Annotated in this window: 8 protein-coding genes; 2 read left to right on the top strand and 6 right to left on the bottom strand. The window is 42.7% G+C overall.

Going from position 1 to position 13,293, the window contains the following annotated elements:
- Positions 1-5: 5 nt before the first annotated feature.
- Positions 6-1,934: an alpha-amylase family glycosyl hydrolase gene (locus tag FNW02_RS27760; protein ID WP_191760701.1), complete on the bottom strand. Its 1,929-nt coding sequence runs from the start codon at positions 1,932-1,934 to the stop codon at positions 6-8.
- Between the two features lie 626 nt (positions 1,935-2,560).
- On the opposite strand from FNW02_RS27760, the gene FNW02_RS27755 reads away from it, so the two are divergent.
- Together FNW02_RS27755 and FNW02_RS27750 are read left to right on the top strand one after the other, a co-directional pair.
- The gene (locus FNW02_RS27755) at positions 2,561-3,832 is read left to right on the top strand and encodes an alpha/beta hydrolase family protein (protein ID WP_191760700.1); all 1,272 of its coding nucleotides are present in this window, start codon (positions 2,561-2,563) and stop codon (positions 3,830-3,832) included.
- A gap of 164 nt (positions 3,833-3,996) precedes the next feature.
- The gene (locus FNW02_RS27750) at positions 3,997-5,049 is read left to right on the top strand and encodes a tellurite resistance TerB family protein (protein ID WP_191760699.1); all 1,053 of its coding nucleotides are present in this window, start codon (positions 3,997-3,999) and stop codon (positions 5,047-5,049) included.
- A 240-nt stretch (positions 5,050-5,289) separates the two neighbouring features.
- On the opposite strand, the gene recG is transcribed toward FNW02_RS27750, so the two are convergent.
- The 5 genes from recG to FNW02_RS27720 all read right to left on the bottom strand — a co-directional run bounded on the left by recG (position 5,290) and on the right by FNW02_RS27720 (position 12,941).
- Positions 5,290-7,821, bottom strand: coding sequence for an ATP-dependent DNA helicase RecG (gene recG, locus FNW02_RS27745; protein ID WP_191760698.1), 2,532 nt, complete (start codon positions 7,819-7,821; stop codon positions 5,290-5,292).
- A gap of 78 nt (positions 7,822-7,899) precedes the next feature.
- Complete coding sequence (locus FNW02_RS27740; protein ID WP_191760697.1) at positions 7,900-8,748, bottom strand: hypothetical protein; 849 nt, start codon at positions 8,746-8,748, stop codon at positions 7,900-7,902.
- Positions 8,749-9,572: 824 nt separating this feature from the next.
- Positions 9,573-10,517, bottom strand: a complete 945-nt coding sequence (gene tsf, locus FNW02_RS27730) for a translation elongation factor Ts (protein WP_191760696.1) — start codon at positions 10,515-10,517, stop codon at positions 9,573-9,575.
- 264 nt (positions 10,518-10,781) lie between these two features.
- Positions 10,782-11,573: a 30S ribosomal protein S2 gene (gene rpsB / locus FNW02_RS27725; RefSeq protein ID WP_191760695.1), complete on the bottom strand. Its 792-nt coding sequence runs from the start codon at positions 11,571-11,573 to the stop codon at positions 10,782-10,784.
- Between the two features lie 423 nt (positions 11,574-11,996).
- The gene (locus FNW02_RS27720; protein ID WP_348535453.1) at positions 11,997-12,941 is read right to left on the bottom strand and encodes a glycosyltransferase family 2 protein; all 945 of its coding nucleotides are present in this window, start codon (positions 12,939-12,941) and stop codon (positions 11,997-11,999) included.
- Positions 12,942-13,293: the final 352 nt, after the last annotated feature.

Here is a 13,293-nt window from a genome sequence, read left to right as displayed (position 1 = left end):
AAATTCTACGATTCTCGTCCCGATGCCCAAGTATCACGCCATTTGACAGTGCCTTCTTTAGCAATCACCCAGCGGCGGTTAACGAGATTTTCGCGCAGAGGCGATCGCCCTTCCCGCCACATGGCATATTTGTAAGCAATCAGCTTACCAGCACTCTCATCAAAAGGAATTTCGGCAAACCAGGTATTTGAGTTGATGTACTCTAGAGGGTACGCTTTGCTGATATCCCAGTTGCCTAACTCTGGACAGTCTCCAGTCACGACAATAGTTTCGCCGGGTTGGGTATTCACCCCATTGAGTTGCACGCGCACTATAGTTTGCCCTTTGATTCGCTCCCCAACGTGGCTGAAAACAATTACTCCCCGTTCTTCAAGTGGCAAGTTATAAATCTTACCGTCTTTAACCTCGTACTTGTTGCGAGTCACAACACAGGTATGTTCTCCATCGGGCAATTCTGTTGCTACTTCTGGTAGAGTGACTTCTCCTCCCCGATTGAGTGCGACAAAACACACAGAGTCACGATAGCGACGTACGTAACAATAAATATCCGGTGTTAAGTATTTTTGCCAGTGGCTACCCATCGACACAGCGGGATTTAGTCGCCGTAATCCAGACAGTAATCTAATGCAGCGATAAACTTCACTATCCTTGTCCCAATTTTCCATCATCGGGCGGTTGTAAGGATCATTCCCGCCATCAGTATCATTGTGCAGATATTGTTCTGTACCGTAATAAATACAGGGAATGCCACGAGATGTCATAATTAGGGCGATCGCTACCTTAAGCATCGCTGGATCGGGGTTCAGCGATTGGAAGCGAGGCATATCATGGTTGTCGATGAATGTGACTAACTCTGTAGCCCCACTGTAGCGAAAGTCTTGGTCAAAGATGTATTGAATTGTATGAAAGCCGTTTTCTGAACCTTGTGCCAATGCTGCTCGAATCGCTACGCACAGCCCAAAGTCTAGCATGGTCATGCCAGAGTGATTAGCAAATTCAACAGAGCGATCATCACTAGGATTACTGTAAATCCACTCGCCAAAAATAAATACATCTGGCTTGTGATTGCTCATATCACCAGTAAATTCTTGCCAAAACCAGATGGGCATATGCTTGACGGTATCCACCCGCAGTGCATCTACACCCCGATCTAGCCATTGTTTAATTGCGGATTTAATATACTCACGATATTCAGTATTATTTTCGTTGAAAGTTGCTAGACCGGCTAATTCACAGTTCTGCACTTGCCAATCATCTTCCCAATTTTGCACTTCGCCATAGTGGTGATACCAGTGATTGACATCATCGTTGAAGTCAGCAATTTTAACGCCATCGTCATACAATTCACCCTTACTACCGCTGGTATCAGGGCTGCTATGGTTGCAGACTATATCCAGCACCAACTTCATATTGCGCTTATGGAGTTCTGCAATTAATCGATCAAACGTTGTATTTTTTTCTTCCTGAGTCGCATTTAAAGAAGGGTTCTCTCCTTCACCAATGTAGCGAGGATTGAGCCGCTTAAAGTCTTTTGTCCAATAGCCATGTAGCGCTGCATTGCCAACAAATAACTCTTCAACCTGCTCAAACAGAGGAGTTAACCAAACAGCAGTCACTCCCATGTTTTGTAGATAGTCCAATTTATCGATGACACCTTGCAAGTCACCACCCCAGTACTTACCCCAATCTTGTCCAGTTGGATCGTAAAGTTCTGAGTTTTCACCTTCGCTGTTATTTGGATCGCCGTCATGAAAGCGATCCACTACAAGAAAGTAAATTGTTTCCTGACGAAACTCAATATCCCTAGTGTAAAGAAACTCTAGAGCGATTTCCGTGTCTGATGGTGGGGTTTCTATAAGAGCTTCTACTTTTTCTGTTGCAGAATCAACTTTGTATTGATCTGGTGAAAACTGGGATGGAGGGGTTTTGACCATAAAAAACTCAGAATTTCCTATAATTCAAGTCTGTAAAGCAGAGCCAACAGTACAGCGTTTTCGAGTTTGTGTAACTACAAACTTCGGTATTATGCCATCCTTCCCACGGTGTAGCTATCTATCGCTAGCTAGTTTATAGTTCTGTCCATAGACATAATTCACGAGCTAGAGGATAAAAATGGAGAAATATAGCAGATATTAGAAGAATTTGATTTTTAATAAAAATTTATAGTATCTTGCCAAAGTAACATGAGGAAAATACTGAGGCTAACTTGTGTCTTAATTAAAGTAGATCAATTATTTATAGCGAGCGCAACTTTTACTATTTAGCCATTTTAAAACTATAAATCTGGTTAATTGTCAATATTTAATTGATACAAATTTTATCAAAAAGTAATTTTAACTATATGTTCTTGCCCTTGGAGCAGGTGAGAACTTATAAAAGTGTTAAAACAATTTATAATCAGATTTTTTATGATATTCAGTAATTGATCTTCAGACTAGCGTAACTACAAGTAACATTTGTTTTTTTAAAAAAGGCTGTGAATAAAAAAGAGTAGTGGCGACTCGAACCTCAGAGTTAACTATTAAGACCAAGATATTTTCTCTAAAAAAGGTAATCATATATGACCAATCAAAATATTATGAGATTTCCCAAAGGTCGCACAGCATTTTTCCTGATTCACGGTGTCGGCGAACAAAATCCTTTTGAAACTGTGGACTATTTCGCTCAGAACTTGCTCAAATACTTTGATAAGCAGAATTTACCCTTCAAGCTAGAACACTTAATTGCTAAGCGCAGACTATCCAATGGCTCTATTTGGACAGAAAGCTTTGTGAGATTGAGTTCAACAGATACCGCTCAAGACTGGTTAATTGATGTTCATGAGTACTACTGGGCACATAATACAGAAAATAAAATTAGTGTACCGGAGATGTTGCAATGGGCAGAACGGACGCTTGATGGAACAATTGAATTTTATAGTCGGAAGGAAAACCAAGGTTTATTAAATGCGCTTCTCGCTAATAAAAATAGGAAAAGCTTATTTACATATCGCCTACGTTGGCTCACCATATTCCTACGCCTATTTAATTTTGTTTATCCAGGATTGCGACTGGGACTTTGGTTAATTCTTTCATTTGTAGGCCCATTTCTCAGAGGTCGTTTTCTGCAATCAGCCTGGAAGCTAAGTAAACAAATTGTTACCCCACCCTTAGTTAATTTGGTTGGTGATATAGCCATTTACAGCATTACTGACCGGAAATCACCTTACCAAAAGATTCGCCAACAAATAGTTACAGAATCCTTAACATTACTAAAAGCAATTCTCAAGGATAAGCAAGCAAATTATGACCAAGTCATACTGACTGGACATTCTCTCGGTAGTTGTATTGCATACGATACATTGAACCTTCTCTGTATTGAAACCAGTCTTTCCCAAGATAAGACAAAAAGTCTCTTGCTGAATAAAATTCAAGGACTGATTACCTTTGGTTCACCACTAGACAAAATCGCTTTTTTCTTCCGAGAAGTAGCACAGGAGGGACAATATATTCGACAGCGGATGTTAGAGCACCTCAACTCCTTCCGCGTGAAACCAGAATTTGTGTTGCAAAGTTTGTACTTGACCAATAACCCGGTAGAATGCAAACTTGAGCAAGTCCGTTGGGTCAATTACTACCATTTGAAAGACCCAATCAGCGGTCATCTGGATTACTATGAGAACCTAGATAACGTTGAAATGAAATATCAGGCATCCTGGGGTGTTCAAGGACACCTTTGTTACTGGATCGATCCAAATTTCTACGAAAACATCGCCGATCGCTTCCTGTATAACTCAAATAAAGATGGGGGAAATCAGGAGTTTTTACCGCAAGTAGATTACACCAAGGCTTAATTAACGCTGGAGATACACTTTCAACACAGTTTATTCACACCTGTGCGATATTAAGTAAGCCTCGCTACCTCTGATACAGGAACTTCGCTGCATTACTAAACTAAACTACTCATTGACACTTTCAATTTATTATTACTAGAAAGCCATTGGCTAAGGTAGCAATTATGACCAAATATGATAAGATTTTTAAATCACAAAAGACATCACAAGAGTCACTGAGTCCAGAAGAAGCAGTAGCAGCGATCGCAGTTGTCACCGCGATCGCTGATTCATCCATTGAAGATGTAGATGCAGAAAGTTTAGCAGGTATCCTCTGGGAGTTCGAGGTCTTTGAGGAATACTCAGAAGATGAAACTACAGAAATAGTCGATAGGCTCATAGGCATTGTAGAAGACGAAGGACTCGGCCCTTTGTTTAATGCCGCCAAAGCATCTCTCTCAGATGAACTAGTACTGGATGGTTTTGCTGCTGGGGTAATAGTACTTTTGGACGAAGAAGAACTCACTATCTCTAACCAAAAACAACCGTACCTCAAAAAACTTCAAGAAGCTTTGGAACTTGAGGATGAAGAAGCCGAGGAAATCATCAAGGAAGTAATTGCAGCTTTTCAAGAAGCAGAAGATGAAGAATATGCAGATGACGAAGATGAAACAATAGCAGTAGAAAGCTATAACCAACAAGCGTATAAGTCACCCTTAGGTAACTTTACAGTCCCCATTCCAGTTGACTCTCATCAGGGGGGTAAAATTCAAAGTCAAGAAGGGGTAGTTGGCTTTTCCGATGACTTTGGCACATTGCTGAGAATCGATTATTATCCTCTTCCCCCAGATCAAATAGAGGAAATCGAATCTGTTGGACAGGAAGAATATTTCCAATCAATTTTAGTAGACAAGTATGTACCTCAAGCGATTTTTGCTAATATTCCAGATGCTAAAGTGGAGTTTACTGAATATCTAGAAGACACTTTAGAGGGAGCTTACTATGTATTGGTCAATATGCCAAAAGGTTCAACAATTTCCAAGCAAGAAAATAACGGAACTGCAATCAGATTAGATGCATACCGAGGGCTTCTCACCTTTATCAGTGGTGAATTTTTGTACATAGTTAGCAGCCAGCGCAGCTTTTTTAACGGCGAAACTCCCGGTTCTTTTGAAGAAGAAGCTGAGAATATCAAAGACAATATTTTAGAGTTTGTTGAGACTATAGAGTTCACTTAATCTCAAAATCTCGGTCTGAACAAAAATCAGATATTAAATATTTCATCTAGCCCTTGCAAGGTATAGTATATTTTTCTTGGTGACTTCTCTGCGAGACGCTTTGCGAACGTGCCTTAGTGGTTAAAAAGTCAATTTTTGAACCACCAAGGCACTAAGATACGAAGGTAAAAAGCCATAAATTCGAGAAATTTATCCACCTTGAAAAGGCTAATGTTTGGTTAAAGCGATCGCTTACATCAATCACGTCAAAATCGCCCCACCCATCAATCGCTCATACCGATACTTCAACTCTTCTTTCATCAAATACCAACGCTCTAAAGTTGCATCTATCTCTATCACTTTTTCTGCTGCTTGCCGCGCTAAAAGTAACACTTCCTCATCTTCAACTAAACTTGCTAAGGTAAAATCTGGCACTCCCGATTGACGAGTTCCCAACACTTGCCCAGGGCCGCGAAAACGCATATCCATCTCAGATATGAAAAAGCCATCTTGAGATTGCTCTAATACCTTCAGTCTTTGTTGAGCATCGGGACTTCTAGAACTGCTCATCAGCAAACAGTAAGACTGAGCCGCGCCACGGCCGACGCGTCCCCGTAGTTGATGCAGTTGCGATAAGCCAAACCGTTCCGCATTTTCAATGAGCATTACTGTTGCATTCGGTACGTCTACACCAACTTCAACAACAGTAGTCGAAACCAGAATTTGCGTCTGGTTGTCACGGAATTTGGTAATTGCATCATCCTTCTCAACAGAACTCATGCGACCATGCAACAGCCCCACTTGAAAGTCAGGAAAAATGCTTTCTTGTAACTTTTGATGCTCGTCCACTGCCGATCGCAAATCTAATTTTTCTGATTCTTCTACCAGTGGTAAAATCACATAAACTTGTCTTCCTTGGACAATTTCCCGGCGGATCAAGTCATAAGCATGGGTGCGTTCCTGACCTGATAGCACTGTTGTCTGAATCTTTTGCCGTCCTGGTGGTAACTCATCAATTTGGCTCACATCCAAATCCCCGTGTATCGTTAGTGCCAAGGTTCGGGGAATAGGCGTAGCTGTCATAGTTAATACATGCGGCTGCTCACCCTTTTGTTGCAAACGCGCTCGCTGTTCCACCCCAAAGCGATGCTGCTCATCAATTACCACCAAACCCAATTGGTGGAAGTTCACAGGATCTTGAATCAAGGCGTGAGTTCCCACTAACAGGGGTAATTCACCTGTTCCTAGCTGAGCGTGAATTTGTCGCCGTTTGCTAGTTTTTGTTGAACCTGTCAGTAATTCCACTGGCAAATGCAGCAGGTTAAACCAGCTAACTAACTTGCGGTAATGCTGTTCTGCCAAAACTTCTGTAGGAGCCATTAGCGCCGCTTGGTAGCCAGATTGAATCGCCGCCAAAATCGCCAGCACGGCGACGACAGTTTTACCAGAACCGACATCGCCTTGCACCAGACGATTCATCGGCACAGGTTTTTGTAAGTCGTTGAGGATGTCGTTGATGACTCGTTGTTGTGCGCCAGTCAGTTGAAAAGGCAGAATTTCGTGAAATTTCTCTAACAGTTGACCTTTTGGCGCGAGAATAGCACTGGTTTGGATCGCCCTTGCTTGCTGCTGACGTTGCAGTAAACCGAGTTGCAGGTAGAAAAATTCATCAAAGACTAGGCGACGACGGGCAACTTGCAGACTAGCGCTATCGTTGGGAAAGTGGATATTAGCGATCGCATCTTTCAATTCCATCAAATCATACTTCTGTCGCAAACCACTTGGCAGAGGATCTTTTAGATGAGACGCAGCGGGTAAAACGGCTATTACCGCCTGTCGCACCATATTCGCTACTATACCCTCTGTTAATGTATAAATTGGTACTATTCGCCCAATATTTAGCGACTCAATTGTATCTCCTGGATTTGCTAAAACTTCTAATTCTGGATTATCCAGCGTCAAGCCGTATTTACTTTCTTTCACCAACCCACATGCCGCTACAATACTACCTACTGGATATCGACGTTTTAAACTTTCCTGCCAAGCACGACTGCTAAAGCGCGCACCTGCGTAAAAACGACCAATTTTAATTTGACCAGTATTATCTTTCAGTATCAGTTCTAAAATTGATAATTTCTTATTCTTTGGGCTAGTAAAACAGTTGCAACGCTTTACTGTAGCCACTATTGTCACCGTCTCACCCCCCTGTAACTCGCGGATATTCACCTGACGTGCATAGTCAATGTAGTCGCGGGGATAGTAGAAAAGCAGGTCGCGCACGGTATACAAACCAAGACGCGCCAAATTATCAGCTTTTCTGATGCCTATTTCTGGTAAATCGCTAAGTTTTTGATCTATTTTCGGGGCAAGTCTCCGACTCACCTCGGCTATGATTTTAGATTTTGGATTTTGCGAAAAGTTGTAAGGAGGGTTTCCCCCCGTAGCAAACTTTTCAAGACGGATTTTGGATTTATAAACTATCTCCTGCTCCTCTACTCCTCTGCTCCCCTGTTCCCCCTCCTCTTGCTGTAGTTGGTACAGATACCTACGAGTTTCTGCTACTAAATGTTGTCTATCTTCCAGTCCCAGATTTGGATAATTAGCAAATTGCGCCGCTAGTTCATGCCAACGGCGACGTTCAGTTGCAGCCAAGACTATTGGAAATTTACCAAAAGTTAGGCTGAGAAATTCACTGAAACGGTATTGTTTGCCCAACAAGTCTGTAAAGCCATGTTCTGCCTCTATTGCCAAGGCTTTTTGCAATCTTATCCAGTCTGGTTTTTCATTAGTCATTGGTCAAGAGTCAAGAGTCAAGAGTCAAGAGTCAAGAGTCAAGAGTCAATATTTGGACTATGGACTATAGACTATTGATTAATCTTCAAACCAACTAGCACGCCATGCGGCTTCAGCTTCGGCAACTGATTTTTCACGCTGCCTTTTTTGATACTCCCGTCCTAGCTTGTTTAGCTGACCCAAAATATTGCGGATATGCCTGCGCTCAGACGAGAGTGTCGCATCAGCAAATTCAATTTCTCCTAGCCGGAGGTTAATAGCCATTATCTGTGTCAGGCTAGAGTCTTCTGATTGCTGCTCATTTTCAATTTCAATTACTAAATTTAATAGGTTGGGCGGCCCTGGCATGACCTCGGCAGATGCTTCTGATGCAGCAGCAGCCGCAGCTGCTAAAATTGGTTCCGGTAATTTTTTAGGTAGTATCTCAGCTTTTTGTAATAAAAGGTTAGCATTATGCGAAAGATTTTTCAGTATCTCTTGCGTAGCTTCCTCTAAATTCTGTTGCCATTCTGCCAGTTCTACAGGGTTAGAAAGGTCAGGAGCAGAGGAGGATAAGGGGGGATGGAATGAAGGTGGCAAAGAATTACTTTCGTCTGCTTCCCCTACTTCTCCTACTTCCCCTGCTCCCTCATCTCTCTCATTTCCCTCACTCTTAATATAAGCGAGTAACTGCTCAGCCGCCTGTTGACTCAATTTGCGTATAACTTGTTGTAATTGTTGCCGCTGACTTAATGATAAACTTAGGAAGTTTTCAGGATACCCTTGAGTACAGAGGTGATAAATGGCCAGAATTAGCTGTTGCCGTACAGCTTGCCCCAAAGTCGTTAAATAACTAGCATAAGCGTTTTGTAGTTCTACTGCGATCGCGCTGATCGCCTCTTTCAACCCTGCAATATCCTGCTCAATTCGCTCAATCGCTCTTGCCATATCTTCTCGTTCTTGTCCAGATGAACCATTACATGGTACAAATGTACAAATTTATTACAAAGTAATCATCCAGAGGTTTTTAGATTTTAGAGGATGTTTGAAAAGTCATCTTGTCGGTATCAAAAGTTCTAGATCCCTCTAAATCCACGCCACTTGCTACAAGTCGGGAAACCCGACGACAGTCGCCTCAAGTCGGGAAACCCGCCCACGGCGCTGTCTCCCCAACACAGTGGCTCCCCTTGACAAGGGGGACTTTGATTCCGGTTCCCCCTTTTTAAGGGGAGCCAGCGCGGTCTTCTCTACTTTGAGGCTGCGCCAAGGGGGTTTCCACGCCACTCCCCACAACGGATAGCGCAGCGTAAAGCCTTCGGCATGGCTTCGCTTAGAGCGAGTCTTGTCTGCGACACGCTACGCGAACGAGCGTCGGGAACCTCCGCAAGGGGGTGGCTCCCCATGAGCGACTGGCGTGGGTTAGGGGGGATCTAAAAGTGCCTAAAGTCACAGCGAAACACTTTTCAAACACCCTCTAAGCTCGACTTTATCCATTTTTACGAAACCCAAAACTCGACGCTGAAAGCATCGCGGGAGTGTAGTTTGAGTTTTTATACTTGATCGTGAATCAAGAATATGGGAAAAGTATTTGCCAAAAAACCAGAGTTTTTGCCGGATAAGAAAAGCCGAGTTATTCATTTTGGATCAAGTCGAGCTTAGATACAAAATCATAAAATACAGGTCAGCATAATTTGCTTGACCTGTGCTTAAAAAAGTCATTAGTCATTTGAACTAAGAACAAATGACTAATGACTAATCACTAATGACCAAAATTACTTACTACCCATTTGTGCAGCAACTTCCTCAGCAAAGTTACTTTCTTGCTTTTCGATGCCTTCGCCTAGAATGTAACGGACAAAGCGATGCACTTGGATGTCTTCGCCTAATTGAGCCTTCACTTGCTTCACTAAGTCTTCTACAGAAATACTTTGATCGCGAATGTAAGGCTGATCCAGCAAAGTCAATTCTTTCAGGCGTTTTTCAATCCGTCCTTGAACAATCTTTTCTTTGATGTTCTGTGGCTTGTTCGCCAAATCATCCCGCCCCATTTCAATGTCTTTCTCTCTTTGGGCAATTTCGGCGGGGATTTGGTCTACGTTCACAAACTCGACATTCGGGCAAGCCGCAACTTGCATAGCGGTATTTCGTGCCAAGGCTTGGAACTCTTCTTTACTGGCCACGGACTCAGTTTGGGAGTTCAGTTCAACCAAAACACCAACTCTACCGCCAGTGTGAATGTAGCTGTCTACTCTACCTTGTGTACCTTCTGGTAGAGCATAATTAATAAAGCGACGCACTTGGATATTTTCACCCAGCGTAGCGATGGTTTGCTTAATGAATTCCTCTACAGTCACATTTTCATCTTCAATATAGGGTTGAGTCAATAAAGATTCAACGCTATCAACGGTTGCTGCTTGCTTTGCTAGATTCTTAACTAGAGCTTTAAAAGCTTCGTTACGGGCAACAAAATCAGTTTGGCAGTTGACTTCTATGAGTACACCCACCCGGCCACCAGGCTGAATATAAGTGTCTACTAAACCTTCTGCTGCAATGCGATCGCTTTTTTTCCCCGCTGAAGCGATGCCCTTTTTTCTTAACCAGTCTGCGGCTTGTTCTATGTCGCCATCAGTTTCTTTCAGCGCTTTCTTGCAGTCCATCATGCCTGCACCAGTTTTTTGGCGTAGCTCTTGGACGAGTTTTGCAGATATTTCCGCCATGTTGCCTCAATTCCTAACTTGAACTTGAGTTGTAATCACTCACAAACAAATATAAAGTTAATCAGTCCTGAGTCCTGAGTCCTGAGTTTTGAGTGTTCAGTTATCAGTTTTGATTTGAAGAAAATTCTTGATTCAAACCTCATAACTTGCAACTGAGAAATCAGGACTAAGAACTATCTAAACTGCTGAGTATATCTATCTTACTCAGCACTCAGCACCCACTTGTGGAGACGCGATTAATCGCGTCTCCACTCAGCACTATTATTATTCTTCCTCTTCGTCGGGAATCACGGTGTCAGTATACTCGGTTTCGTCGTAGTCTTCGTCATACTCGCCACCGTCGTAATCTTCGTAATCCTCTTCTGCATCCAGCTGACCGTGACGACCTTCATAAATAGCGTCCGCCAATTTTCCTACTATCAGCTTAATCGACCTAATGGCGTCGTCGTTTGCCGGAATGGGTATATCTACTACATCCGGGTCACAGTTTGTATCCAACATAGAAACAATAGGAATATTCAGTTTTTGGCATTCCTGAACTGCGTTATACTCCCGCCGTTGGTCTACAATCACGACAATATCGGGCACTTTCCGCATGGTTTTAATACCGCCCAAGTATTTCTGAAGCTTCGCCATTTCTCGACGCAGCATAGAAGCTTCTTTTTTCGGCAACAGATCTAGTGCCCCGGTTTCTTCCCGGCGTTCCAAATCTTTCAAGCGGTCAACCCGCGTTTTAATGGTTGCCCAGTTGGTCAGCATTCCACCTAACCAACGCTGGTTAATGTAATGCGAACCACAACGACTGGCTTCTTGAGCGATAATTCCGGCTGCTTGTCGCTTAGTGCCGACAAAAAGAAATTTCTTTCCTTGCTCAGCGTGCGATCGCATGTAGTTATAGGCATTGTCCATCAACTGGGCTGTCTGCACCAAATCGATGATGTGTACACCATTGCGGGAGGTGTAAATGTAAGGAGACATTTTCGGGTTCCAACGGCGGGTTTGATGCCCAAAGTGAACCCCAGACTCCATCATTTGAGCCAATGAAACGACTGGCATGTATTTTTGAACTCCTATTCGGGTTAAACCTCCACCCAGGCGTAGTTCCCAACTAGGAAACACCCGAATTCCTGGATGTGCGAGATTAGTTAACCATACTAGGCTAGCATATTTGCCAGAGCTTTAACTCCTGAGTCCTGATTCCTGAGTAATGAGTCCTGAGTTCTGAGTCCTGAGTCCTGAGTCCTGAGTTCTGAGTCCTGAGTCCTGAGTCCTGAGTCCTGAGTCCTGAGTCCTGAGTCTTGAGTCCTGAGTCCTGAGTCCTGAGTCTTGAGTCCTAAGTCAATATTTATTGCTTTTGTGCCCTCCTGCCCTCCTGCACTTCTACTCCCCTGCTCTCCTGCTTCCCTGCCTCTCTACTCCCCTGCTCCCCTACCCCCTTGTCTGCCATCTCCCAACTCCTATCTGCCAACTCCTATCTCCTCACTTCATCTGTGCATAAGCTTCATACACGCCCTTAACGTTATACCAGTTGAGGAAAACTCTGGCAATTTCTAAAGCTAATTGGGGTTTACCTAAATTAATTAGCCATCGCAAAAATGGAGCCATCGTCCTTTCATTGAGTACGCCATTGAGTGACAGAATGCCCCAAAGTAGACGATGCAACCAAGTCATCTGAATCATCATCCGTACTTCCCAAGTAGGATGCTTTTGATAAAATAAAACTCCCATGCGTCCGCGCTGAATTTCTTGGTCAATCAAACGGGGAATTTGCTCTAAATTAAATGGTGGATGCCAGTGATAGCCAACGGCTGCTGGACATTTCATTAGTATTAAACCTAGTTCTTTAAGCCTTACACCTAATTCTAAATCTTCCCAGCCGTAGAGTTGAAATCTGGTATCAAAAAGTCCAGCTTTTTCTAGCCAATGTTTAGGAATTGCTACATTTCCTGTAGCAAAAAAAGCTGCGGAAAAATCTGTGATTTTATAGGGTTCAGCAGTTGGGTTGTCGAAATTGCAAGTATTAATAACTGCACCATAAGTGAAAAAGCGATCGCTTCTTAATTTCTCCTTTCCTTGCACTAGTGCATCTGCATGAGCTTGCAGGAAATTCGACAGCACTACTAAATCACTATCAATAAAGATAATTATGTCTCCCAGCGCTTGTTTTACCCCTAAATTTCGAGCCGCAGCTGGCCCGGCGTGGTCTTGCTCAAACCATCGTACATGCGGAAATTCTTCTTTATGTGCTGCCAACCACTCTAATGTGCCATCAGTAGAACCATCATCTACTAAGACAATTTCGTAATTAGTAACTGAACTTACAGCACTCAACTCCTGCACCTCCAAGGCGCGAAGACACTTTGACAAAATCGGTTGGCGATTGTAAGTCGGTATCACAACGCTGAAAAACACAGTCTCACCCACAAAACACTGTTATCCATCTCCAGGATAGGACAGCTGCGACACCGACGCTGTTCCTTGCCTGACTCTGTTTATAGATGTGGCACGCTCGGAGATACCACAAAATTTGCTGAAATTATGTCTTAAACATATAGATATATATTCAAGATAAAAGCAGTATTTGTACTGCAAAGAAAATATTCTTTATTAAAAAATAAATGTTAATAAATTCCAATTAATCAATACATAACCTGATGTTAATGGTTTTTACCTAAATTAATACAAAATTGATCATTTTTATACGTATGAGCAGCATCAGCCAGTTTTAACTTGATATTAACTGCGGGTTAGTGGCTGTTAAAAGTGAAGGAAAACT

The organism is Komarekiella delphini-convector SJRDD-AB1 (genome assembly GCF_014831675.1).
Lineage (GTDB): Bacteria > Cyanobacteriota > Cyanobacteriia > Cyanobacteriales > Nostocaceae > Komarekiella.
The sequence above is the reverse complement of the archived record's forward strand: the minus strand, read 5'-3'. Positions and strand labels throughout refer to the sequence as shown.

Excerpts from the sequence above, each read along its gene's own strand:
- FNW02_RS27760 (WP_191760701.1), bottom strand. The coding sequence starts at position 1,934 with ATGGTCAAAACCCCTCCATCCCAGTTTTCACCAGATCAATACAAAGTT.
- FNW02_RS27755 (WP_191760700.1), top strand. The coding sequence starts at position 2,561 with ATGACCAATCAAAATATTATGAGATTTCCCAAAGGTCGCACAGCATTT.
- FNW02_RS27750 (WP_191760699.1), top strand. The coding sequence starts at position 3,997 with ATGACCAAATATGATAAGATTTTTAAATCACAAAAGACATCACAAGAG.
- recG (WP_191760698.1), bottom strand. The coding sequence starts at position 7,821 with ATGACTAATGAAAAACCAGACTGGATAAGATTGCAAAAAGCCTTGGCA.
- FNW02_RS27740 (WP_191760697.1), bottom strand. The coding sequence starts at position 8,748 with ATGGCAAGAGCGATTGAGCGAATTGAGCAGGATATTGCAGGGTTGAAA.
- tsf (WP_191760696.1), bottom strand. The coding sequence starts at position 10,517 with ATGGCGGAAATATCTGCAAAACTCGTCCAAGAGCTACGCCAAAAAACT.
- rpsB (WP_191760695.1), bottom strand. The coding sequence starts at position 11,573 with ATGCCAGTCGTTTCATTGGCTCAAATGATGGAGTCTGGGGTTCACTTT.